Genomic DNA, 22,447 nt, shown 5'->3' with positions numbered 1-22,447 from the left:
GTTCGTTCAACCGAATCAGGAGTGAGCATGCGCCAAGGCAAGCGGATTGCAGTCGTCGCCACGACGGCCCTCGTCGTCGCCAGCTTGGCGCTCCCAGCCGGGAGCGGTGGCGCCGCGACACCGAGCCAAGCCAACGCCAAATGTCCCGTGAAGGCGCTGGCGAAGGCCGACACTCCGGTGGAGATCGAGTTCTGGACCGCAACCAACGCCGCGAACAGCGAGGCGCTGGACCGGCTCACGGCGCAGTTCAACTCGTCGCAGTCCGACGTGAACGTCACGATCGTCAACCAGACCACCTACGAGGACGCGCTCACGAAGTACATCGCGGGACTGCAGACCGGCGACCTTCCTGATCTCGTGATGATCGAGGACACTGGTCTCCAGCAGATGATCGACACGCAGTCGGTGCTCCCGGTCGAGGCGTGCGTGAAGGCCGACAAGTACGACCTCTCCGACCACGTCGAGCGGGTCATCAACTACTACACCGTCGACGGCACGCTGTGGCCGATGCCGTTCAACGTGTCGAACCCCGTGTTCCTCTACAACAAGCTTGCGTTCGAGAAGGCAGGCCTCGACCCCGAGGACCCGCCCGAAACGCTCGACGAGGTGAAGGCCGCCTCGCAGACGATCGTGGACGAGGGTGTCACGAAGGCCGGCTTCTCGCTCAAGCTCGACCCCTGGTACTTGGAGCAGTGGCTGGCGAAGGCGGGAAAGCCCTACGTGAACAACGGCAACGGTCGCCAGTCGCGTGCCACTGCGACGAGCTTCGATGTGAAGGCAGGCGTCGAGATCTTCACCTTCATGCAGGACATGGTGGACTCCGGCCTCGCCGTCACGAACGACGCCGAGAACTTCGACAACCTGTTCGCGATCGGTGAGGACAACGCGGCGATGACCATCGACACGTCGGCTTCGCTCGGTTCGATCGTCGATGTGCTCGGAAGTGGTCAGTACCCGAACGTCGAGATCGGCGTCGCGCCGATGCCTGGCCCGACCGGCAAGGGCGGCGTACTCGTAGGTGGCGCGGCTCTCTACATGTCGAACAAGTCGTCGGCGGCCGAGAAGGCGGCGACGTGGGAGTACCTCAAGTTCCTGAACACGCCCGAGACACAAGCCGACTGGGGCGCGAGCACGGGCTACGTCCCGATTCGAGAGTCGTCAACGGACCTGCCGGCGATTCAGGATCGTTGGGCCGAGATCCCCGGCTTCAAGGTTGCGTACGACCAGTTGCTCACCGGCGTGGAGAACACGGCGACCGCGGGTCCGGTCATCGGTGACTACCAGGGCGTGCGCGACTCGGTGCTCGACGCGATCGAAGGAATGCTCACGCAAGGGACGAAGCCCAAGGCGGCATTGAAGACCGCCAAGTCGTCGGCAGGCACCAGGATCCAGGAGTACAACTCGCGGGTCGGCGCGTAGCGCTACTGCGTAACGATCACGACGGCCGCGTTCGCGCCGCGGCCGACAGTGTGAGCGAGGCCGACGCGCGCGCCAGGAACCTGGCGCGCGTCGGCCTTCCCTCGCAGCTGGGTGGTGAGCTCAACAACCTGCGCCAGCGCTGACGCGCCGAGCGGTTCGCCTTTCGAGAGCAGGCCGCCGCTCACGTTGACAGGCAGCCGCCCGCCACGCGCGGTTGCGCTGTCGGCGAGCAGTCCGGGCTGCTCTCCGCGAGCACAGAGCCGAAGCTCCTCGTACGCGAGCAGCTCGCGTGCTGCGTCGGTGTCCTGACACTCCACGACGTCGAGGTCATCCGGCCCGATGCCCGCCTCTTCGTACGCGGCGTCGGCGGCCAACGTGCTTGGCGGCAGTATGGCGGTGTCGTCGATGCCGCTCATCGGTGTGGCTTCACCCAGGACCGAGCCGGGGAGGTGCGACCGCAGCACCGCGGCCGAGAGTGTGACGGCGTCAGTGCCAGCAAGATCCGCGCGCTGGAGCACGACGGCCGCGGCGCCCTCGTTCGGTGAGCACAGCATGTGTAGGTGCAGCGGTTCGCAGACGACGCGTGACGCGAGCACATCTTCCGCGGTCGTGGGCTTGCGGAACATCGCGTTGGGGTTGTCGAGGCCGTTCATGCGGTTCTTCACCGTGACGTGAGCCAGGTGATCCTTGGTGACCCCCGACTCGCGCATCAGGCGCTGGGCGCGCAACGCGAAGTACGCGGGAGTGGCCGCGAGACCGGCTTCCTCGCGCCACGGCTCGAAGAAGGACGACCGGATGATCCCCTTGGGCATCTTCTCGATCCCGAACACCAGGACCGTGTCGTACTGACCGGCGCGGATTGCCCCGGCCGCGAGCATGACCGCGGCACCGCCGCTCGCGCAGCCGGCCTCGACGTCGACGATCGGCACGCCGGTGAGCCCGAGCGCGCCGAGGACCTTGTGGCCAGCGGCCACACCCGCGTACACCGTTGCGCAGAACGCGGCCTGGAACGTGGGGCCTCCGGCTTCGCTGAGGGCCGCGCGCACGGCTTCCACGCCCATGTCGGTCGTGGTCTTGTCCTCGAAGCGCCCGAACGGGTGCATCCCCGTCCCGCTGATCGCGACGCCGGCGGTCATATCGAGGTGTCCGGCTCGAACGCGTAGGTGACGACCTGGGTGCCGTCGGCGTCGGTGTTGAGCGGCGCGACGACGAGGTGCATGGGCATGCCGAACTCCAGCCGCGCCGGGTCGGACTCGGTGATCCGGGTGATGACGCGCAGGCCTTCGGGCAGCTCGACCACACCGAACCCAAACGGCACGTCCCCCTCGTAGCCGGGAGGCGCGGTGGTCACTGCCGTCCAGCCCCACAAGGTCCCGTGGTCCGAGAGGTCCACGGGCTGCACGTCGTCCGCGCCCGTGTACGGGCAGGCGGGGAGGAGCGGGAAGTGGTGCTTGCCGCTCGACGGAGAGAACCCGCCCAGGAGCTTGATCGCGCCGTCGTCGTCGAGTCGGAACAGCGCGTCGTGGACGGCGCGGGTGGCCGTGCTCACAGGACCCCTTCGGACGTGAGCGCATCGAGCTCGTCGTCGCTCACGCCCAATGAGCCGAGCACCTCACGCGTGTGCTCGCCGAGGCGAGGTGCACCTGCGGGTACGACGACGGGCTGACCGACGGTGCGAGGGAACGGTGCTTGCTGTTGAAGCGGGCCGACGCTCGGGTCGTCGACCGTCACCAGATCACCGCGGGCCGAGATGTGGGCGTCGGCGAAGATATCGGCTGCGGTGTACGCGGTTGCGACCGGGACGTCGTGCTCTACGCAGCGTTCTTCGATCTCGGCCGCAGAGAGGGTGCTCGTCCAGTCGGCGACGATGCCGTTGATCTCGTCGCCGTGCTCGGCGCGGTCGGCGAGGCGCGCGAAGCGGGGCTCGCTCACGAGGTCCGAGCGGTCCATCGCCTTGCAGAGTCGCGCAAAGTTGGCGTCGGACCCAGCCACGATGCAGACGTACTTCCCGTCGGTGGTGGGGTAGTTGTCGAGTGGAGCCGAGTTCTCGAGCCGGTTGCCCTGGCGGTTCCGAACGATGCCGAGCTTGCCGTATGCCGGAAGCGTCCACTCGAGGATCCGGAGCACCGCACCGTACAAGGCGGCGTCGATCACGGCGCCAGATCCGTTCCGGGCATCGCGCGCGTACAGCGCAGCCACCGCGGCGTGCGCGCTGAAGACGCCCGTGAGGTAGTCGGAGATCGTGACCCCGACGCGAACGGGTGGCTGATCGGGATAGCCGGTGAGGTGCAAAAGGCCGCCGTACCCGATGCCGACCCGATCGAGGCCGGGTCGGTGCGAGTTGGGTCCGTCCTGGCCGAAGCTGCTGATGCGAACGATCACGACGCGCTCGTCAAGGTCGCCGGGTCCGATGTGCCACTGCTCCAACGTGCCGGGTCGGAAGTTCTCCACGACCACGTCGGCCGTGGCCGCGAGCCGACGAAAGAGCCCCTGGCCTTCCTCGCGCCGCAGGTCGATCGTGACGCTCTTGCGCCCGCGCCCCTCCACGGCCCAGAAGAGCGAGTACTCGGTGCCGTTCGCGTCGGACACGAACGGGCCGATCTCGCGCATGAAGTCGCCCTTCCCGGGCTGCTCGACCTTGATGACCTCGGCGCCCTGCTCGCCGAGGAGTCCCGCGCAGAACGGCGCCGCGATGCGAGTGCCGAGATCGAGCACGCGCAGGCCGTCGAGCGGACCGGCCAACGTCAGGCCTCGGCGGCGAGGCGTTTCTTCGCCTTCTTCGCGATCGCCTTGAGCTGCTTGACGGTGGGCCCCTCACCGATGGCGAACGAGTTGAGGAAGACGACCGAGGTCCCCGACCTGAACATCACGGTGACGCCGATATCCGAAGTGTTCTCGAAACTCACCGTGACCGTGAGCGTCTGATCCCCAATCTTGGGGAATGGGACCTTGTCGTAGGTCTGCGTCGTGAGCACCTCTTCGGTATTGGGGCGGAGGACGTCGACGGTGCCGCACTCGATGGCATCGGCGACGCCCTGGCTCCGTTCCCTGAAGGACGCCTTCGCCGCGCGCGCCGTGGCGAACGTCGTGCTTGCCTCACTGAACAGCGGCGTGTCGGAGCCTTCCTTGCCGAACAGGACGATCACGGCTTCTTCCAGATCTGGGATCGGTCCGATGCTCTGCGTGCACTCGTCGCCGTCGATGACGACTTGGTTCGTCGTGGCGCTGACGGTCGGCTCGCCGGAGACCAGGTAATCGCGCCCGAGGTCCTCTTCTTGGAGCACTGGCAGGTCGTCCACGCCACGCGTCGCGCTCGCGGCGGCCGTGGTCGCCGCGAGTCCGAACCACGTGCACGCGACGGTGATCAAGATCCAGGTACGGCGCATGTGCACTCCTCCGAGTTTCACGACGCTACCCGGCACGCGCCGGCTCGGGCTTCGGCTCGCGGGGCAGACCGAGTACGCGTTCACTGAGGATGTTGCGCTGAATCTCGTTCGTGCCGGCCCAGATCGACGACGCTTGGTAGTAGAGCCATGACCGCTGCCACTCACCACCGCCCGGGTTGCCGTCCGCCCCACGCCACAACGGCGACGCCGGCCCGAGTACGGCCATCACGGTGTCGTGCAGCCGCTTGCTCATCTCGCTCCAGTAGAGCTTGAGCGCGCTGCCCTCGGGACCCGGTGGTTCACCCTTTGCCACTCGAGAGAGTGTGCGCCAGTTGTGCAACTGGAACAGGCGCACCTCCACCGCGGCTTGCGCGAGTCGCGGACGAAGCCGCGGATCATCGAAGGCGTCGGATTCGAGCGCGAGGCGCAACAGCTCCTCGAGCAGCTGCACATGGATCACGAGCTGGCGAGGATTGATGCCGCGCTCGTGCGTCAGTGTGGAGTTGGCGACGCGCCAGCCCGCGTCGACCGCCCCGACCACCTGGTCGTCGGGCACGAACACATCGGCGAAGAACACCTCGTTGAACTCGGTCTCGTCGGTGATCTGGCGCAGCGGCCGTACCTCGACGCCGGCCGCGCGCATGTCGATGGCGAGCGCGGTGATGCCCTGCTGCTTGGGGACGTCAGGGTTCGTCCGCGCGAGGCACAGTCCCCAGTCGGCGAACTGCGCGTAGCTCGTCCAGACCTTCTGACCGTTGACGACCCAACCGTTGTCTGCGCGCACCGCTCGGGTGGCGACCGCAGCGAGGTCGCTTCCGGCTCCCGGCTCGCTGAACAGCTGGCACCACAGTTCCTGCGCCGGGAGGATCTTGGACAGCCAACGCTGCCGCTGCTCGGGGGTCCCGTGCGCGAGCAGGGTGGGGCCGACCAGGTTGATGCCGATGCGACCGACAAGCTCGGGCGCACGGGCGCGCGCGAGCTCTTCGGTCACGATGAAGTGCTCCACCGCGCCGGCGCCGCGGCCGCCGTACTCCTCGGGCCACGGCACGCCGACCCATCGACCGCTGGCAAGCTTCGCTTGCCAGTCGCGTCCGAACGCCACCTCGTCGGCCAAGTCGTCGAAGCGAGGCGGGAGCCCCTTGCCGTACTCCCAGGGGAGATGTTCCCGTAACCAGGCTCGGAACTCGGCGCGCAGCGCGGCCTCGTCACTCGTAGGTTTCAGATCCATCTCTCTTGCGCTGCTCCCGGTCCGCTACTTCTGCTTCGCTTCATGTCCGTTTGGCAGTCTCACTCGGCGCCGGGATACCCGGCGCCGCCTTCCGGACGTTCGACGCGCGCTTCGCTCGCAGCGCGTGCTCCGCTCCCTGCGGTCGCTACGCCCGCCCCAACAAGATCAGTCGCGCGCGTCCACTGGGACGTACTTGCGTTCGGTCGGGCCGGTGTAGATCTGGCGAGGTCGGCCGATCTTCGTGTCCGGGTTCTCCATCATCTCTTTCCAATGGGCGATCCAGCCAGGAAGTCGTCCCATCGCGAAGAGCACGGTGAACATGTTCACGGGGAAGCCCATGGCCCGGTAGATGAACCCCGAGTAGAAGTCGACATTCGGGTAGAGGCGCCGTTCGATGAAGTAGTCGTCTTTGAGCGCGACCTGCTCGAGCTCGCGCGCGAGCTCCAACAACGGATCGGTCGTGCCGAGCTCTTCGATGATCTGGTCGGCCGTGACCTGGAGGATGCGGGCCCGAGGGTCGTAGTTCTTGTAGACGCGGTGCCCGAACCCGGAGAGCCGGAACGTGTCCTCGGGGTCCTTTGCCTTCGCGACGTACTTTGCGATCTCGCCTCCGTCGGCCTGGATGCGCTCGAGCGTCTCGATGACGGCCTGGTTGGCGCCGCCGTGCAGCGGACCCCACAAGGCGTTGATGCCAGCAGAGATCGAAGCGAAGAGGTTGGCGTCGCTGGAGCCGGCCAGACGGACGGTCGACGTCGAGCAGTTCTGCTCGTGGTCGGCATGGAGGATGAGCAGCTGCTTCATCGCGTGGACAACCGTCGGGCTCACCTCGTAGGGCTCGGAGGGAACCGCGAACATCATCGTGAGGAAGTTCTCGATGAGGTCCAACGAGTTGTTCGGATAGAGGAACGGCTGACCGATCGATCGCTTGTACGCGTACGCGGCGATCGTTGGGAGCTTGGCCATCAGCCGGATGATGGACAGCTGCACCTGGTCCAGATCGTGCGGGTTGATGCTGTCGGGATAGAAGGTGGAGAGCGCGCTCACCACCGACGCCAGCACGCCCATCGGATGGGCGTCCTTCGGGAAGCCGTCGAAGAATCGCTTGGCGTCCTCGTGCAGCAGCGTGTGCTTGCGGATGCCGTAGCGGAAGTCGTCAAGCTCCTCGCGGTTGGGCAGGTCGCCGTAGATCAGCAGGTATGACGTCTCGAGGAACGAAGGCTGGTGGCCTTCTACGAGCTGCTCGATCGGGATCCCGCGGTACCGGAGAATGCCTTCTTCACCGTCGATGAACGTGATTGACGATTCACACGCGCCCGTGTTCATGAAACCTGGGTCGAGTGTGATCATCCCGGTCTGGGCGCGGAGCTTCGAGATGTCGATCCCGAGCTCGTCCTCCGTGCCGCGAACGAGCGGGAGATCGACTTCCGTTTCGCCGTGACGCAGGTGTACCGGCTGGTCGGCCATGTGTTCCTCTCTGCCGACCGTTCAGCCTAGCGGCGCCTCCGAAGGCATCGACGGTGGTCCGGTAGCCTCCGCCGTCGTGAACTTCGACTTGTCGGACGACCAGCTCGCGTTGCGCGACGGCGCCCGCGACCTGCTCGACGGTGTTGCCGACCCGGTGCGCGTGCGGGCCGTGGTCGAAGCCTCCGAGGGGTTCGACGCGGATCTCTGGACGGCGATGGCGGAGCAGGGTTGGCCTGGCGTCGCGATCGACGAGTCGCTCGGCGGGCTCGGCCTCGGGACCGTCGAGGTCTCAGTGCTCCTCGAGGAGGTCGGGCGCCATGCGGCGCCGGCCCCGGTCGCGTCGACGGTGCTTGCGCTCGGCGCGCTCGCCGACGCCGGCGAGACCGAGTGGGTCGAGCGCCTGCTCGGTGCCAGCGGCATCGGATGTGCCGCGTGGAGCAAGCGGCCCGACGCGGTGCGGGCCGAGCGGGTTGGCGACGGATGGCAGCTGACGGGCCGGGCCGACCCCGCGCCGTACGCCCCGTCGGCGGCGGTGGCCGTCGTCGTCGCCGCCACGCCTGACGGCCCGGGTCTGTTCGCCATCGACCTCGAAGTGCACGGCCGACCGGCACGCGAGCCGGCCATGGACCGGACGCGTGAAGTCGGATGGCTCGCCTTCGACGCTGCACCGGCGACGGCGCTCGGAGACGCATTGGCGGTCAGCGCGCTCGTAGATCGCGGAGCCACGTTCGCGGCTGCGGAGATGCTCGGTGGTGCGGAGCGCGCGCTGGAGATGGCGGTCGAATACGCCAAAGACCGGGTGCAGTTCGGCCGTCCCATCGGAAGCTTCCAGGCGGTGAAGCACCGGTGCGCGGACATGCTCGTCGACGTCGAAGGGATGCGCTCGACGTCATACTGGGCCGCGTGGTGCATCGGTGCTGCCGATCCGGAAGCCTCGATCGCCGCATCCACGGCCAAGGTGTGGTGCTCCGACGCGTCCAAGCGCGTGATGGCGTCGGCACTCCAGGTGCATGGTGGCATCGGTTTCACCTGGGAGCACGATCTCCATCTGTTCATGAAGCGGGGCCAGCTGGATCAGGTCACCTTCGGCGACGCCGTGTTCCATCGCGAGCGCCTCGCCGGCCTCCTGCGTTCGCGGGTCGAAGCAGGGGAGAGTGTGATCTAGAGGTCCTGGCACCGGGTCGGGTGCGATGGCACGCGATTCAGTCCGATGTCGGACACATACGACAGGGCGCCGGCAGCGCACGCATTCCGGGTCGCGCGTTGTGCCTCGACCTCGTCGCCTCGTGCGAAGTAGTCGGTGGCTGTCACGAGCAGACCGCGGCCCGCGATGCTTCGAAGCGCCCGTTGTGCTGCGCGTACGTCTTGCCTGCCTTGTTCGACGTACCGCCCGGTGTCGAAGTCGTACGTACCGGTGACATCCTCGCGGTTCCACCCGTCGAGGGCGCCCAGCAGCGAGTCCATTACTTCCTCGCCGTTCTGTGCGAACAGCACCCCGCCGCGCGCGTGGGTGAGCGCGGAGAGCTCGCGAACGAGCTGCTCCATGCCGGCCCGCTGCCGAGGGTGGTTCGCGACCATGTCGACGTTGTCGAGGAACAAGCCGTCGAACCCGCGGTCCAGGATCGCCGGCGCGACCGTCTCTCTGAGCAGGGTGCGAAAGGCAGGATCTGACGTCTCGGCGAACCACTCGTCCCAGTCATCCCAATGATCGAGGCGGTATGGCTTCGCGTCACGAGTCCATGCCCGACCACGCTCGACGGTCCCAACGCTGAGATAGCCGAGGACGAGCGCACCCTGCGCATGCAGACCATCGATCAGCGAGCGCGACGCGTGCTCGCCGTCGAGGACGACGAGGTCGAACTCGGCAAGCTGGTCGAGCCGACGGACGTGTTGCGCTTCGTCACCGAGCGCCAACGCGAAGCTCGTAACCGACGCGAGTCTCGGATGCACCGCTGGCATCGCCGCGTCTGCGGTTCGTGACAACCCAAGGGCGAGCACAGCTGCCGCGCAGGCGGCGATCCGCACGATTTGGCCGTACCGCATGGGTCGAGGGTACGCGACGGGCGTCGTCTCTCAGCCTCCGCTCAGGCTCCGCTCGCGAAGCCATGACCCGGCGCTCACAACGGCACGCGACACGTACCGCACGCTCCGGAGTGAAGCAACCACCTCTGACCGAGGAAGCGGACGCGGACGGGGTATCCAGCCCGCAGCGTGCGAGGCAATGGAGAAGGAGAACGGAGATGGCATTCCGAAAGGCGCGGTTGTTGAGCGTCGCACTGAGCGCGTTGATGCTCGGCGGCACGACGGGAGTCGTGCTCGTTGCGTCTGGCGGTTCAGCCGGCGCGGCAATGAGCGCACACGACCACGACGACACCGACCAAGGCGACGACAGCAACCAAGGTGACGACAGCGACCATGACCACGGCTCGGGCACGAGCTCGGGCTCGGAGTCGGGCTTGTCGGACGAGACCACCCACGACGACCACGGGCTCGTGATCCACGACTCGACCGGAGGTCGCGAGCCCACGGACGAGGACCACGAGAACGCCGAGGCGTTCTCCGACGATGTCGTTGAAGGAATCGCGGAGTACGAGGACCTCGAAGTCGCGCTCGACGACGGTTACGTCGAGAGCCCGAGCAGCGCGGGGCTCACGATCAAGCACTACATGAAGTCGGGCGTGAACGGCGCACGACTCGACCCGGACCATCCGTCGGGCCTCATGTACTTCGTCGACGACGATCAGGCCACGCTGCTGGGCGCGGTCTGGGTGACGCAGGCCGACGAGCCGCCGCAACCCGGCGGCCCGCTGACGGTCTGGCACGACCACTCCGCGATGGGCTGCCCGGTCGCGCACCCTGACTGTCCCGCCGCAACTGGCGGCGAGGGGGCAGGGAACCCGCCGCTGATGTTCCACGTGTGGACGTTCGAGGACGCGGCGGATGCGTTCGCGCACGACTTCCCAGGTGCGCTTGGGCGTACCGGCCATCGAGCTGACGGCGACAAGCCGCGGCTCCCGTTCGACGAGTGACCAGCGAAACGAGTGAGAGGAGCTGCGACATGGACACGACGGACGAGACCAAGGTGGACCAGACCGAGGGTGACCATGCACCGAGGGCCAACGACGTTCCGCACCGTTCGTCACGCGTCGTGACGATCGTGGCGGCGCTCGCATTGAGCGCGGCGGTCGGCGGCGGGGCCGCATTGTTGGTCGGTGCGAATGAGTCGACCACTGCTCCCGACGCGACCGAGTCCGTGACGGTCGAGGACGGTGCGGATGACGCGTCGACGCCTCCGGCTGATGCGTCGGCTTCGACATCCGACGACAGCCCGTCGGCCACCGAATCGCCAGACACCGAGAGCGAGAGCAGTTCCGGTACCGGTGATGAGGGACCGGCGATCGAGCGCCAGCCCTTCGACCCAGGCGGGATCGATCCCGACCCCGAGGTCGAGGGCGGGTTCGACATCGAGCACCCCACTGGTTGACCGCGCCGCGCGGCCGTCACCCCGCAGCTAAGGGCTGGTGGCCGCCAGTGTCCGAAGCGCGCCTCGGTCGGGCTTTCCCGCCGCGAGGAGTGGGAGCTCGTGGAGCTGCTCCACGCGCTCCGGCGTCTTGTAGCGCGCCAAGCCGCTCTGCTCGAACCAGGTGCGACACGCGTCGAGGTCGAACGGGCGCGACGCGACGACGAAGGCGCACACGCGCTCGCCGAGGCGGTCGTCGGGATAGCCGACGACCACGGCGTGGCGGATGTCGGGATGCCGCTCGAGCACGGCCTCGATCTCGGCCGCCGCGATGTTCTCGCCACCGCGGATGATGACGTCCTTGATGCGCCCGACGATCGTGAGCCATCCGTCCGCGTCGACGGTGGCCAGGTCGCCGGTGCGAAACCAGCCGCGCTGGATGGCGGCGCGCGTCTGAGCCCGGTCGGCATAGCCCACGAAGAGCTCGGGACCGCGCAGCCAGAGCTCGCCCGATTCACCCGTGGCGCACTCTCTGCCGGTTGCGGGATCGCTCACCCGCAGGCGCGCACCGGTGCTGCGCCCGTCGGTCTCACGGGCGCGCTCGACCGGGTCGGCGGCCGTGCTGGTGGAGACGGTCGGAGCCTCGGTCGAACCGTACGTTCGTTTCACGAGACACCCGAGTCGCTTGCTCGCTTCGTTGACGAACGCGGGTGTCACGCCCGCGCCACCGCTCGACACGAGCCGGAGCGACGAGACTCGGTTCGTCGAGAAGCCGGGCGCGTCCATCAGGAACACGAAGAAGGTCGGGGGGCCGATCATGAACGTGATGCGCTCTCGCTCGATCATGTCGAGCGCGGCCTCGGGATCCCACCGCGCCATCAGGTGAGTGCGCATGGGCACGACGCCCGCCACGAGCACGGCATTCAACAAGCCCGACACGTGGGCGAGGGGAGCCGGCATGAGCACCGCGTCATTCGGCGTCAAGGCGTGCGCGCGCGCCATGACGCCTGCCTTGTACGCCAGTCCGCGTTGCGTGTGCAACGCGGCCTTGGGACCGCCGGTTGAACCCGACGTGAACAGCACCGCGGCGAGGTCCGACGGGCGCGCGGCCGACCGCGTGACCGGCGCGGCGCCGTCGAGCAGGCTCGCGAGGCGCGCCGTTGACCCGCGGATCTCCTCAGGGGGCAGCCACACCTTCGGCTCGAGTACGCGGAGCATGGCGGCGATGTCCGCGTCGCCGGCCAGGTGGTGGATCGGTCCCGCGATCGCGCCCAGGCGCCAACACGCGCGGTACAGCAACACGACCTCGTGCCAGTTGGGTGCCTGCCAGGCGACCACGTCGCCGCGCCGAACACCCGCGGCTCGCAGCCCGCCAGCCAGCGCGCCGATACCAGCCTCGAGCGCGACACCGTCGAACGTCATGTCCGACGTGTCGTCGGCGAGCAGGATGCCGTCGCTTCCGCGAGCCGCTTCGGTTACGGCCGCATCGAGCGATGGGATGTCCCACGGCCCGCCCGGCGCGCGGTACGCCGTCGCTTCCGGGTGCGTGTACGTCGGCCGGAGTCGGCTCATCTTGCGTTCTTGCGTCGCTGCACCGGAATAGTTGCGGCGCAGCGACGCAATCTCGCGGTCACTGACCTCAGATCCAGCCGGGGCTGCCGGTCTTGGCACCGCGCACGACCTGGGAGCCGATGAAGTTGCGTTGGATCTCGATGGTGCCGGCGCCGATGCACAGGCCGCGGATGTCTCGGTAGGCGCGCTCGACGGGGTACTCGCGGCTGTACCCGTAGCCGCCGAGCAGCTGGATCGCCTCGTCGCACACGAACTTGGCGGCCAGATTCGCCGCGGTCTTGGCCATCGCGGTCTCGAGCGCCGGTGGAGTGCCGTGGGGCCCGGCGAGGTGGAGCGCGCGCTGGAGGAGCAGGCGCGCGCCTTCGAGCTGGGTCGCCATGTCGGCGATCTTCCATTGCAGCCCCTGGTACTCCGCGATCGGTCGGCCGCCCACGGTGCGCTCGTTCATGTACCGCACCGCGTACTCCAGCGCGCCCTGTGCCGCACCGACGCACATCGCCGCGTTGCCACAGCGCTCATGGTTGATGTGCGAGATGAGCGTCTTGAACGCCTCGGAGTTGTCGGCCTCGCCGGGGAGCAGAACGTCGTCTGGCGCGATCCACACGTCTTCGAACGCGAGCTCGGCCTCGCTCGTGCCCCGAAGACCCATCTTCACGTGCGTGCCGGCGACCGTGACACCTTCGGACTCGAGGTCAACGACCACCGCGCCGATCCCGCGTGCGCCCTCGCTGCCCGGGAAGCGACACCACACCAGACAGCAGCGCGCCTTGTGACCGCCGGTGCAGTAGTTCTTGTACGCGTTGAGGCGGTAGCCGTCGCCGTCGGGCGTGAGCTTCGCTCGCATGTGCGTGACCGCGGAGCCAGCCTCGGTCTCGCTGATGCCGATCGAGAAGAGCGCCTCCCCGCTCGCCGCGAGAGGTAACCAGCGCTCCTTCATCGCGTCGTTGCCGAGGTGCTGGATGGCGCGCGGCGGTCCGTTGAAGATGAGCTGGGCGAGGATGGCGCTCGACACGTCGGCGCGGGCCAGCTCCTCGAGGACGATGGCCGCCTCGATGTCGCCCATCCCCATGCCGCCGTAGCGCTCGTCGATGGTGATCCCGAAGAGGTCGGCCTTGCAGAGCGCGTCCCACGACCCCTGTGGGAACTCCTCGGTCTCGTCCCAGTGGCGTGCGTTGGGGGCGAGATCGCGATCGGCGACCTCACGGGCCAGCGCGCGCAGCGATTGCTGATCCTCGGTCTCCGCGAACGGGTCGGTTCCCTGTGCCGGCACGGTGTGAGGCTACCGATCGCGGCGCGGGTACCCCGCGACGCAGGTAGCCGTGGCCCGAGCGGCCCGGCGCGCAGCGCCGAGAGCGGAGAAGGAGGTACCGCTGACCACGGTGGCGAACCTGACTACCGTGTCAGGAAACCAGGCTGCGTGGAGGGGACCGTGACCAAGAGCGACGCCGAAGCACCCCAGTTCGATGTCGACGTCGACTTCATGACCGGCCAGCCCTACCCTCTGTGGGCCCAGGCGCGCGACGAGTGCCCGGTCTTCCAGACCCGCGCCATGACCACCTCGTTCACCGACCGCCCGACGTTCGTGGTGACGCGCTTCGCCGACGTGGAGCAGGTGCTGCGCGACACGGAGCGCGTGTCATCGTCGATCAACGCCGAGCACATCGGGCAGTACATGGGTGAGCTCATCCTTGCGATGGACGGGCAGGAGCACCGCGCCTACCGGGGTCTGGTTGCCCACGCATTCCGTGCTTCGCAACTCGAGAAGTGGGACGACGCGCTCGTACGCCCGACGATCGACCGCCTCCTCGACGCCATCGCGCCGCTCGGCAACGCCGACCTCGTGCAGGCGATCACCAGCAAATACCCGGTCCAGGTGATCTGCGGCATCGTGGGAGTCCCGCTCGAGGATGCGGCGCAGTTCCACCAGTGGTCGGAGCTGATCAACGGCGGGCCGATGCACCCCGAGGAGGGCATGGCGGCCTCACGAGCGATGCGCGACTACTTGGCTCCGATCGTGGAGGACCGCCGGGTGAACCCCACCGGCGACCTCATCAGCGATCTCGTGCACGCGGAGATCGACGGCGAGAAGCTCACCGACGAGAAGATCTACGGATTCCTCCGCCTGTTGCTCCCCGCCGGCGCCGAGACGACCTTCCGTGTGATGGGGAACGCACTCACCGCGCTCCTCACGCACGCCGACGTGATGCAGCGCGTGCTGGCCGATCGGTCGCTCATGCCGAAGGTCATCGAGGAGACGCTGCGCTGGGAGTCGTCGGTGACCCAGGTGAGTCGCTGCGCGACCGATGACCTCGAAGTCAATGGCTGCCCTGTGCCCAAGGGCGCGGCGATCAGCGTGATCACGGGGTCGGCGAACCGCGACGAGGGGCGCTACGAAAACGCTGACGAGTTCGACCTCGACCGCCCGGTGCTCAACCACATGGCGTTCGGCACCGGCCAGCACCAGTGCCTCGGCATGCACCTCGCGCGCCTCGAGCTGCGTGTCGGCCTCGACTGCATCCTGAGTCGGCTGCGGAATCTCCGCCTCGATCCCGACCAGCCCGCGCCCGAGATCCAAGGCTTGGCGTTCCGCGGTCCCGAGTCCATCCCGGTGCTGTTCGACCCGAGCTAGTCAGAGATCCTTCGCGAAGCAGCGGCTGAGCGGGGAGTTCTTGTACACGCCATACGGCTCGATCGGCTCGAAGCCGTGCGCTTCGTAGAGCGCGATCGCCTCGGGTTGCAACGTCCCGGTCTCGAGGATCAACCGCTCGTAGCCCAACGTGCCCGCAGTGCGCTCGAGCTCTTCGAGCACGGTGCGTGCGACGCCGCGGCGGCGGGCACTGTCTGTCACGTACATGCGCTTGATCTCACCTGTGGTGTCGTCGATCCGGCGCAGCCCACCGCAACCCACGGCCACGTCGTCGAGCCACGCGATGAAGTACGCGCCATGCGGTGGAGCGAGCTGATCCGGCTCGAGGCCGTCCTGTTCGTCCTCGGCCCCGTACCGATGCGCCATCTCGGCGAGGTGCGCCGCGGCGAGCCCTGCACCCTCGGGGGAGTCGAGGCGGTCGGGCAGCAACCTCACCCGAACATCATTCGCCATTGCTCGAGAGTGGGGAAGCGGAATACGTAGTTGCGCTGGCGGGTCTCGCCCATCGTGGCGGACGGTTCGGGCGAGTAGAGGTGACCGGGGTAGAGGACGGTGTCGTCGGGCACGACGGCCAATCGCTTCGTGAGGCTGTCGAACATCGCGTCGGGGTCGGCGCCGGGAAGGTCGGTGCGGCCGCAACCGTCGAGGAAGAGCGTGTCACCCGCGACGAGCTTGCCGTCCACGAGGAAGCACTGGCTCCCCGCGGTGTGCCCGGGAGTGTGCATGAGCGTGACCGGGATGTCGCCGGCCATCACGGTGTCGCCGCTCTCGTGGAGCACGAGGTCGGAGTCGGACACGCCGGTGAACTTCTTCACCCACTCGGCTTCGGGGCCCTGGATGTGCACCGGCGCCGACACGTCGTCGCGCCCCACGAGGTCCTTGATCCCCTGGATGGGGTAGCCCATGAGATCGCCGCCGACGTGGTCAGCGTGCCAATGCGTCGCGAGCACTCCCGTCAGCCGCAGACCCTCCGTGCTCAACAGGTCGACGAGCTCGGCGACGCCGTACGCCGGGTCGACCGCGAGTGCCTCGCCCTTCTCGCGGTCACCGATGAGGTAGACGAAGTTGACCATCTGACGGGCGACCGGGTCGTCGGTCGCGAAGTCGCGCCCGGCGAGGAGCTGTCGGAAGTAGAGGCGGTCCGTCATCAGTCAACCGCTCGGTCAGGATCCCTTGGCCATCTGTGCGATGGCGTCGAGGAACGCATCCACATTGCTGGTCTTGCCGACGACGATGTCGTGCTGGCGACCAGCACCTCCGGGGAACTCGGGTGGCACGTAGTACTCGAACCCGGTGCCCTGAATCGCTTCGCAGATGCTCGCGGCACACTCTTCGGCGGGAACGAACGGCCCTTCGTACAGTGCGGGCTCGTTGTCGGGAAGGTCCCAGATCTCGGTCTCGATGGGGCCAGGGAGTGCGAGCTTCACTTCGACGCCGGTGCCGTGAAGATCGATGGCCATGACCTCACTCCAGCCACAGAGGGCGAACTTCGAGGCGCAGTACGCCCCTTCGTGCACGATGCCCAAGCGCCCACCCATGCTCGACACGTTCACGACGCAACCACTGCCCCGTTCGAGCCAACGGGGGAGCACCGCGAGCGTCATGCGCACCGGCGATGTGAAGTTCACGCGCATGACGGTGTCGACCTCTTCCTTCGTGAGGCGAGCCATCGGCGTGCGCTTGGGGATCGCCGCGTTGTTCACCAGGCAATCGAGACCACCGAACGCGTCCCAGGCTTCGAGGACGACGCGTTCGGCCGCGTCGAGGTCGCCGAGGTCGACCGCCCAGAGCTGCGATCCGGGGGCGTGCTCGCGGCAGCGTGCAAGGACCTCTTCGAGTCGCTCCTTGCGTCGCGCGACGATGCCCACGGTCGCGCCCTTCGCCGCGAGCATCGGAGCCAGCGCGGCGCCTATGCCAGATGATGCGCCAGTGACGAGGATGGTCGAACCGTCGATCTGCACGGGCGGCACGGTACCAATCGCCCGTCAAACCCGCCACGCGGCGAGCTATTGCAGGCGTGCGACCTCGCGCGCGCCGACGAGCTCCGATTGCGTGTCGAGGCGGGGTTCGAAGTACAGATACACCGCGCGTTCGGCGGACTCCTTCGATTCGTACTTGTTCGAAGCGGCGATCAGGTCGGCGAGTGCGGCGTGCTTCCAGTCGACGTCGTCGAGGCCCGGTCGCGTCACGAGCAGCTGGGTGATCGGCGCCGGCTCCTCGCTGGCGTCCTCTGCCGGGAGCGGCTCGAGACACACGTCGAAGCTCTTGAGGCCTTTCCAACGCTTGAACACGAGCGGGAGGAAGACCTCCGCTGTCTCGGTGACCGCCGCGACGTACGCGGCGTCGGTGAACTCGTCACCGATCGGTTCGAGGTAGATGGCCAGGTGACGACCCCGGGGGTCGATCGCGTACGTGTCGAGGTTCTGGAGACGAGCACGCGTGGTCCGGAATCCGAGGTCCTCGACCTTCGGGTCGAAGATCCGCACCAGGTCTTCCCGGTCGGGTGGCGGGAGCCGCCGTTCGCTGATCGCGGCGCCGGCCGGAACCACGCCGATGAGCGAGCACGTGAGCAGCACGAGCGCGAACGCGCGTCGCGCGCGGCGGTTCACGGTCGGATCTCCACCGGGGTGCCGAGGGGGATCATCGGCGCGAGCCGTGTGATGCTCGCATTGCTCATCCGGACGCAGCCGGCCGTGACACTCTGGCCGAGCACCGACTCGTCGTTGTTGCCGTGGATCCCGAGCTCACCATCACCCCCGTTGAATGACGTCAGCACGTCGGAGTGACCCGAGAGGGGATAGGCGTACGGCCCGTACACCGTGTTGGGGTTCGGCGCCTTGAGGAGGACCCGGAGGTAGTACGTGCCAGGAGGCGTGGGAGTGGAGGGCTTCCCGACTGCGATCGGCTCTTGCAGCAGAACCGACTCGCCGTTGTACACGGTGATGCGGTGAAAGAACAGGTGCACGACGATGCGATACGGAGTCTGGGAGATGGTCACGTCGCGCGCCCGGACCCAACCGGTCGTGCCGTTCGGTCGGATCGGTAGGTACACCTCGTACCAGTCCTCGACCTGCTGCTTCACGAGGAAGACCTGCTTGACCGGCTTGGTCTTGTCGTCGTTGACGAACCACGGATTCGGCAGCCTTTGCAACGGATCGACCGCATCGGGTGAGTCGTAGACCTGTAGGAGGAGCACCCGTGCCTGAGCGACGAGTGAGACGTAGTCGGGCAGCGTGGTAGTCGTCGTGGACGAGCGCGAAGGGCGCGAGGACAGCGTCGGACGGTCGTCGCCTCCTGCGCTACAAGCGCTGACCACGAGCGCGAGCGCGACGATGAAGATCGGAGACCGGCGCACGACCGCCGATGGTAGTGAACCCCCGCCCAGCCCCAGGGTTCGCGCCGATACCGTGGGTCGGTGGACACGGCAGCGTTCGAAGCATCAGGGCTCTACGACCCCGAGGCGCCAAGCGCAGCTGATCGGCTCGCGGTGCTGGAGCGTACGTAGTTGGTGCGCGTGCGGCGCGAGCTGGTTGAAGCATCCGAGGAGCTCGCTCGTCGCCACGCCCCCATGCGTCCCATCATCGAAACCATCGGGCCGCCCGATCTTCGCCGCGGGCGGCCGCGCCGTACGCACTTTGCCGAGCTTGCACGGGCCATCTGCTTCCAACAGCTCGCAGGCCCAGCCGCGCGGGCGATCCACGGCCGCTTCTCGGACTTGTTCGACGGCGCGCCGACACCCGAGGCGGTGCTCGCGCATCCGGTCGACGGACTCCGAGCTGTTGGGCTCTCGGTGGCCAAGACGGCATCGGTCCGCGATCTTGCGGACAAGGTGCTCGCCGGAGACGTGAAGCTCGATCGGATGGGGCGTCTTCCCGACGATGAGATCGTGCGCGAGCTCACCCTCGTCCGCGGAATCGGGCGCTGGACGGCGGAGATGTTCTTGATCTTCCAGCTCGGGCGGCTCGACGTGTGGCCGGTGGACGACTTCGGTGTTCGAAAGGGCTACGGCATCCTCTACGGGCTCGATGTGATGCCGACGCCCAAGGAGCTGCAGGTGAGCGGTGAGGTGTTCCGCCCGATCCGGACGGCGGCCGCGTGGTACTGCTGGCGCGCGACGGACACGATCCTGCCCGACGGTCGCTGACCTGCGCGCTCGCTCAGTGCGCGTTGTGCTCCGCGGTCATGCGGCGGGCTTGCACGGCAAGCGGTTCGAGCCCGAACAACCGGCGACGCTCGTCGAGTCCGAGCGGGTTCTCGATTGGCCACGGTGTGACGGCATCGTCACCGGCCGCAACGAACTGCGATCCGAACACTTGCGGGCGACCCTCGGCCATGCGCACGCGGTCGACGAGGCACGCATAGTGCGACGGGTCGGCGTCGCCGCTGTCGACAGCCGCTTCGAGGTGCTCCAGCGCGCGGCGTTGGAGGTCCGTGTCGGCGAGCTGCACGAGCAGCCACGCGGCGTGCTCGCCGTCGTGGCCGACGAGCCGACGGCCCGGCCAGGCTTCGTAGTCGTCGAGGATCGACCAGAGTCGATCTGCGCCGGCGGGATCGCCAGGGTGCTCCGCCAGTGCGAGGAGCTCGGCGCGCAGGGCCTCGTTTCCGGCCATCGCCTCGCAGGATAGACATCGCATTCACCCCGTGACGACGGCGCGCTCGTCACTAGGGTCGATGGCATGGCGCTGCACGCCCCCGAGCCGGCGCCCGAGGACGCAACGGATGCGCTGGTCGATGGGGACCGCATCCTCGCTCGCGGTACGGCGCAGGCCGCGCTGTCGCACCGAGACTTCCGGATCGTCTGGAGCGGCACCTTCGCGTCGAACATCGGGACGTGGATGCAGAACGTGCTGCTCGGCGCCTACGCATACACGCTGACCAAGTCGGAGACCTACGTCGGCCTCCTGTTCTTCGCCCAGCTCGGTCCATTGCTGTTCCTGTCGAACATCGGCGGCGTGTTGGCCGACGTCCTGGACCGGCGGCGTCTCCTGCTGTTGACGCAGGTGCAGCAGCTCGCGTTTTCGATCGTGTTGGCGCTCATCGTGACGTCCGACCAACCGTCGCGGGTCGTGCTCTTCCTGTGCGTGCTCGTCATCGGGATCGGGAATGCCCTCGGGGCTCCTGCGCTGAGCGCAATCCTCCCCACGCTGGTACCCAAGCCCGATCTCCCCGGCGCGGTGTCGCTCCAGTCCGTGCAGATGAACCTCTCCCGGGTCATCGGGCCGGCGATCGGAGCGGCGATCTACACGACGGCAGGCGTCGCGCCCGTGTTCTTCCTCAACGCCGCCACCTACGGGTTTGCGATCACCGCATTGCTGGTCGTGCGCTACCCACGTCATCCGGCGACTCAGAGCGACGACAGCGTCTTTCGTCGGCTCGGTGAAGGATTCCGGATCGCGCGCGCGGATCCGCTGATTCGGCGGGTGCTGATCACGCTGTTCACGATGTCGTTCTTCTCGCTCGTCTTCATCGGTCAGATGCCGTCCATCGCGGAGACGAACTTCGGCATCCCGAGCAAGAGCGTCGAGTACGGCGTGCTCTACGCCGTGTTCGGTTTCGGTGCCGCGCTCGGTGCCGTGAGCGTGGGTACGTGGTTTGCCGCGTTCCCCAAGGAACGGCTCATCCGCCCCGCGTTCCTCGCGTTCGCCGTGCTGTTGGCCGGCTTCGCGGTGGTGCGCGTCTCATGGGCGGCGTTCCTGATCGCACCGGCACTCGGCTACGCCTACTTCGTGGTGATCACGTCGCTCTCGACCGTGCTCCAGAGCCACATCGACGACGCGGTGCGAGGACGCGTGATCGCGCTCTGGATCATGGGCTTTGGTGGCACCGTGCCATTGGGGGTTCTCGTCTTCGGCGTGGTCGCGCACGCGACGTCCATCTCGCTTGTGTTGCTCATGGGTGCGGCCGTCGCGGTGTTGCTCGCCGCGTACGCTGACCTCTCGGCGGCTCGTCGCGCTTAGGGCTGGTCGGCCTCGATCCCGAGGACGGCGAGCACTCGGCCGAGGCCTAGGAACGCACCGCAACAGATGGCGAGATCGAGGATCTCGTCGTCACCGAACGCACTGCGCAACCGACTGAAGAATTCGTCGCCGATGTTGGCGTGATCCATCGCGAAGCGTTCGGCGAACTCGACCGCGAGCCGTTCTCGATCCGTGTACCCCTCGCGGTTGTGTGCCTCACCCACGTGTTGGTACAGGTCCTCGGTGGCGCCCCCGGCGATCGCCGAGCGGGCGCGGAAGTCACGGCAGATGGAGCAGTCGTTCAGCTCGGCGATGCGCATCCGAGCGGCTTCGCGCTCTCGAACCGGCAACAGGCTTCGCTTGTACGGGCCGTCGATCATCGCAGTCACGGTGGGCACGAGCTCGGGGCGCAAGTTCCACACCTGACGGGGAGGCCCACCGGGACCATCGGGCACGTCGATGCGCGGCATCGCGACGAGCCTAGAGTTCGGCCCCTCATGGATGCTCAAGGAACCGCTGTCGTCACCGGAGCGAGCCGGGGGATCGGACGCGCCGTAGCCATCGAGCTCGCCCGCCGCGGCTTCGACGTTGTTGCCACCATGCGACGACCGGACGATGGGGCGGTGCTCCCCGACGAAGCCGCGGGCGGTGCGGGCACGCTGCGCGTCGAGCGCCTCGACGTGACGGATCCCGACTCCATCACGTTGCCCAGCCCGTTACGAGTCGTCGTCAACAACGCCGGCACCGAGAAGCCGCATCCCCCGTTCGAGGCAACGCCGATGGAGCTGTGGCGAGAGATGTACGACACCAACGTCTTCGGTCTCATCGAGGTGACCCGCCGCGCGATCCCAGCCCTGCGCGCGGCCGGCGGCGGGGTCGTCTGCAACGTGACGTCGTCGTCGATCCTCGCGCCGGTGCCGTTCTACGGCCCATATCGATCGAGCAAGGCCGCGGTGAGCGCGATCGGCGAGTCGTTGCGGGCCGAGCTCGCACCGCTGGGAATCCGGGTGCTCGAGATCATGCCCGGTCCCATCGACACCGACATGCTCGCCGGCTCCGACCGCGCGCCCGAAGCGATCGACTTCGAGGGGTACCGCGAAGTCGCCGAGCGGTACTACGAAGGCCGACGCAACATCGAAGGGCAGATCACCTCGACGGCCGATGCAGCCAACACGATTGCCGATGCGATCCTCGATGACGATTCGCCGCTGCGTGTGGGCTGCGATCCGCTCGCGATCGGCATGCTCCAAGGTTGGCGGGCGTCGAGTGACGAAGACTTCATGAAGGCAATGCTCCCCGCCTGGACGGGCTAGT

Annotated in this window: 24 protein-coding genes; 8 read left to right on the top strand and 16 right to left on the bottom strand. The window is 67.6% G+C overall.

The features are described from left to right. The first annotated feature begins 27 nt into the window (after positions 1–27). Positions 28–1,419 carry an ABC transporter substrate-binding protein gene (locus tag WEE69_07265; GenBank protein MEX1145088.1) on the top strand — a complete coding sequence of 464 codons (1,392 nt, stop codon included), beginning with the start codon at positions 28–30 and terminating at the stop codon, positions 1,417–1,419. Between the two features lie 2 nt (positions 1,420–1,421). On the opposite strand, the gene WEE69_07260 is transcribed toward WEE69_07265, so the two are convergent. The 6 genes from WEE69_07260 to WEE69_07235 form a co-directional block, all read right to left on the bottom strand. Then, positions 1,422–2,555 (bottom strand): thiolase family protein, encoded by a 1,134-nt coding sequence (locus WEE69_07260; protein MEX1145087.1) that lies wholly within the window; start codon positions 2,553–2,555, stop codon positions 1,422–1,424. Further along, positions 2,552–2,968 (bottom strand): OB-fold domain-containing protein, encoded by a 417-nt coding sequence (locus tag WEE69_07255; GenBank protein ID MEX1145086.1) that lies wholly within the window; start codon positions 2,966–2,968, stop codon positions 2,552–2,554. The genes WEE69_07260 and WEE69_07255 overlap by 4 nt, the downstream gene beginning before the upstream one ends. Next, the gene (locus tag WEE69_07250) at positions 2,965–4,161 is read right to left on the bottom strand and encodes a CaiB/BaiF CoA-transferase family protein (protein ID MEX1145085.1); all 1,197 of its coding nucleotides are present in this window, start codon (positions 4,159–4,161) and stop codon (positions 2,965–2,967) included. The genes WEE69_07255 and WEE69_07250 overlap by 4 nt, the downstream gene beginning before the upstream one ends. 2 nt (positions 4,162–4,163) lie before the next feature. Further along, the gene (locus WEE69_07245) at positions 4,164–4,805 is read right to left on the bottom strand and encodes a hypothetical protein (protein ID MEX1145084.1); all 642 of its coding nucleotides are present in this window, start codon (positions 4,803–4,805) and stop codon (positions 4,164–4,166) included. 25 nt (positions 4,806–4,830) lie between these two features. After that, on the bottom strand, positions 4,831–6,033 hold the full coding sequence (locus WEE69_07240) for an acyl-CoA dehydrogenase family protein (protein MEX1145083.1): 1,203 nt from the start codon (positions 6,031–6,033) through the stop codon (positions 4,831–4,833). Positions 6,034–6,198: 165 nt separating this feature from the next. Beyond that, positions 6,199–7,497, bottom strand: coding sequence for a citrate synthase (locus WEE69_07235; protein ID MEX1145082.1), 1,299 nt, complete (start codon positions 7,495–7,497; stop codon positions 6,199–6,201). Between the two features lie 76 nt (positions 7,498–7,573). Between WEE69_07235 and WEE69_07230 the strand changes: the two genes are divergently transcribed. Next, the gene (locus tag WEE69_07230; protein MEX1145081.1) at positions 7,574–8,662 is read left to right on the top strand and encodes an acyl-CoA dehydrogenase family protein; all 1,089 of its coding nucleotides are present in this window, start codon (positions 7,574–7,576) and stop codon (positions 8,660–8,662) included. Here WEE69_07230 and WEE69_07225 read toward each other — a convergent pair. Next, complete coding sequence (locus WEE69_07225) at positions 8,659–9,540, bottom strand: endo alpha-1,4 polygalactosaminidase (protein ID MEX1145080.1); 882 nt, start codon at positions 9,538–9,540, stop codon at positions 8,659–8,661. The two genes, WEE69_07230 and WEE69_07225, sit on opposite strands and share 4 nt — an antisense overlap. A 197-nt stretch (positions 9,541–9,737) precedes the next feature. Between WEE69_07225 and WEE69_07220 the strand changes: the two genes are divergently transcribed. Further along, positions 9,738–10,526, top strand: a complete 789-nt coding sequence (locus tag WEE69_07220; protein MEX1145079.1) for a hypothetical protein — start codon at positions 9,738–9,740, stop codon at positions 10,524–10,526. Between the two features lie 29 nt (positions 10,527–10,555). Then, positions 10,556–10,981: a hypothetical protein gene (locus WEE69_07215; protein ID MEX1145078.1), complete on the top strand. Its 426-nt coding sequence runs from the start codon at positions 10,556–10,558 to the stop codon at positions 10,979–10,981. 27 nt (positions 10,982–11,008) lie between these two features. Here the strand turns inward: WEE69_07215 and WEE69_07210 are convergent, their stop codons facing one another. Both WEE69_07210 and WEE69_07205 read right to left on the bottom strand, forming a co-directional pair. Then, positions 11,009–12,529, bottom strand: a complete 1,521-nt coding sequence (locus WEE69_07210) for an AMP-binding protein (protein MEX1145077.1) — start codon at positions 12,527–12,529, stop codon at positions 11,009–11,011. A 67-nt stretch (positions 12,530–12,596) separates the two neighbouring features. Next, complete coding sequence (locus WEE69_07205) at positions 12,597–13,799, bottom strand: acyl-CoA dehydrogenase family protein (protein ID MEX1145076.1); 1,203 nt, start codon at positions 13,797–13,799, stop codon at positions 12,597–12,599. Between the two features lie 159 nt (positions 13,800–13,958). Here WEE69_07205 and WEE69_07200 point away from each other — a divergent pair, with 159 nt between their 5' ends. After that, positions 13,959–15,158: a cytochrome P450 gene (locus WEE69_07200; protein MEX1145075.1), complete on the top strand. Its 1,200-nt coding sequence runs from the start codon at positions 13,959–13,961 to the stop codon at positions 15,156–15,158. On the opposite strand, the gene WEE69_07195 is transcribed toward WEE69_07200, so the two are convergent. The 5 genes from WEE69_07195 to WEE69_07175 are packed head-to-tail and all read right to left on the bottom strand — an operon-like array spanning position 15,159 to position 18,531. Continuing rightward, the gene (locus WEE69_07195) at positions 15,159–15,611 is read right to left on the bottom strand and encodes a GNAT family N-acetyltransferase (protein MEX1145074.1); all 453 of its coding nucleotides are present in this window, start codon (positions 15,609–15,611) and stop codon (positions 15,159–15,161) included. After that, the gene (locus WEE69_07190; protein MEX1145073.1) at positions 15,608–16,324 is read right to left on the bottom strand and encodes an MBL fold metallo-hydrolase; all 717 of its coding nucleotides are present in this window, start codon (positions 16,322–16,324) and stop codon (positions 15,608–15,610) included. The genes WEE69_07195 and WEE69_07190 overlap by 4 nt, the downstream gene beginning before the upstream one ends. 15 nt (positions 16,325–16,339) lie before the next feature. Continuing rightward, positions 16,340–17,137, bottom strand: coding sequence for an SDR family oxidoreductase (locus WEE69_07185; GenBank protein ID MEX1145072.1), 798 nt, complete (start codon positions 17,135–17,137; stop codon positions 16,340–16,342). A gap of 45 nt (positions 17,138–17,182) precedes the next feature. After that, positions 17,183–17,785 carry a hypothetical protein gene (locus tag WEE69_07180; GenBank protein ID MEX1145071.1) on the bottom strand — a complete coding sequence of 201 codons (603 nt, stop codon included), beginning with the start codon at positions 17,783–17,785 and terminating at the stop codon, positions 17,183–17,185. Beyond that, positions 17,782–18,531 (bottom strand): L,D-transpeptidase, encoded by a 750-nt coding sequence (locus tag WEE69_07175; protein MEX1145070.1) that lies wholly within the window; start codon positions 18,529–18,531, stop codon positions 17,782–17,784. Before WEE69_07175 ends, WEE69_07180 begins: the two co-directional genes overlap by 4 nt. Positions 18,532–18,684: 153 nt before the next feature. On the opposite strand from WEE69_07175, the gene WEE69_07170 reads away from it, so the two are divergent. Beyond that, positions 18,685–19,320: a DNA-3-methyladenine glycosylase 2 family protein gene (locus WEE69_07170; protein ID MEX1145069.1), complete on the top strand. Its 636-nt coding sequence runs from the start codon at positions 18,685–18,687 to the stop codon at positions 19,318–19,320. 13 nt (positions 19,321–19,333) lie between these two features. Here the strand turns inward: WEE69_07170 and WEE69_07165 are convergent, their stop codons facing one another. Next, positions 19,334–19,786 carry a DUF6624 domain-containing protein gene (locus WEE69_07165; GenBank protein ID MEX1145068.1) on the bottom strand — a complete coding sequence of 151 codons (453 nt, stop codon included), beginning with the start codon at positions 19,784–19,786 and terminating at the stop codon, positions 19,334–19,336. Between the two features lie 66 nt (positions 19,787–19,852). Here WEE69_07165 and WEE69_07160 point away from each other — a divergent pair, with 66 nt between their 5' ends. After that, positions 19,853–21,133, top strand: coding sequence for an MFS transporter (locus WEE69_07160; protein MEX1145067.1), 1,281 nt, complete (start codon positions 19,853–19,855; stop codon positions 21,131–21,133). Here the strand turns inward: WEE69_07160 and WEE69_07155 are convergent. Continuing rightward, complete coding sequence (locus WEE69_07155; GenBank protein MEX1145066.1) at positions 21,130–21,603, bottom strand: carboxymuconolactone decarboxylase family protein; 474 nt, start codon at positions 21,601–21,603, stop codon at positions 21,130–21,132. The genes WEE69_07160 and WEE69_07155 overlap by 4 nt on opposite strands. A gap of 27 nt (positions 21,604–21,630) precedes the next feature. Here WEE69_07155 and WEE69_07150 point away from each other — a divergent pair, with 27 nt between their 5' ends. Beyond that, the gene (locus WEE69_07150; GenBank protein MEX1145065.1) at positions 21,631–22,446 is read left to right on the top strand and encodes an SDR family NAD(P)-dependent oxidoreductase; all 816 of its coding nucleotides are present in this window, start codon (positions 21,631–21,633) and stop codon (positions 22,444–22,446) included. Position 22,447 lies beyond the last annotated feature (1 nt).

It is taken from the genome of Acidimicrobiia bacterium (assembly GCA_040881685.1).
Lineage (GTDB): Bacteria > Actinomycetota > Acidimicrobiia > IMCC26256 > PALSA-555 > SHVJ01.
This window is presented reverse-complemented; position numbering and strand designations above follow the sequence as displayed.

Bases quoted from the DNA above. Each gene is read 5' to 3' on its own strand.
- WEE69_07265 (MEX1145088.1), top strand. From the start codon at position 28: ATGCGCCAAGGCAAGCGGATTGCAGTCGTCGCCACGACGGCCCTCGTC.
- WEE69_07260 (MEX1145087.1), bottom strand. From the start codon at position 2,555: ATGACCGCCGGCGTCGCGATCAGCGGGACGGGGATGCACCCGTTCGGG.
- WEE69_07245 (MEX1145084.1), bottom strand. From the start codon at position 4,805: ATGCGCCGTACCTGGATCTTGATCACCGTCGCGTGCACGTGGTTCGGA.
- WEE69_07240 (MEX1145083.1), bottom strand. From the start codon at position 6,033: ATGGATCTGAAACCTACGAGTGACGAGGCCGCGCTGCGCGCCGAGTTC.
- WEE69_07235 (MEX1145082.1), bottom strand. From the start codon at position 7,497: ATGGCCGACCAGCCGGTACACCTGCGTCACGGCGAAACGGAAGTCGAT.
- WEE69_07225 (MEX1145080.1), bottom strand. From the start codon at position 9,540: ATGCGGTACGGCCAAATCGTGCGGATCGCCGCCTGCGCGGCAGCTGTG.
- WEE69_07220 (MEX1145079.1), top strand. From the start codon at position 9,738: ATGGCATTCCGAAAGGCGCGGTTGTTGAGCGTCGCACTGAGCGCGTTG.
- WEE69_07215 (MEX1145078.1), top strand. From the start codon at position 10,556: ATGGACACGACGGACGAGACCAAGGTGGACCAGACCGAGGGTGACCAT.
- WEE69_07210 (MEX1145077.1), bottom strand. From the start codon at position 12,529: ATGAGCCGACTCCGGCCGACGTACACGCACCCGGAAGCGACGGCGTAC.
- WEE69_07190 (MEX1145073.1), bottom strand. From the start codon at position 16,324: ATGACGGACCGCCTCTACTTCCGACAGCTCCTCGCCGGGCGCGACTTC.
- WEE69_07165 (MEX1145068.1), bottom strand. From the start codon at position 19,786: ATGGCCGGAAACGAGGCCCTGCGCGCCGAGCTCCTCGCACTGGCGGAG.
- WEE69_07160 (MEX1145067.1), top strand. From the start codon at position 19,853: ATGGCGCTGCACGCCCCCGAGCCGGCGCCCGAGGACGCAACGGATGCG.
- WEE69_07155 (MEX1145066.1), bottom strand. From the start codon at position 21,603: ATGCCGCGCATCGACGTGCCCGATGGTCCCGGTGGGCCTCCCCGTCAG.
- WEE69_07150 (MEX1145065.1), top strand. From the start codon at position 21,631: ATGGATGCTCAAGGAACCGCTGTCGTCACCGGAGCGAGCCGGGGGATC.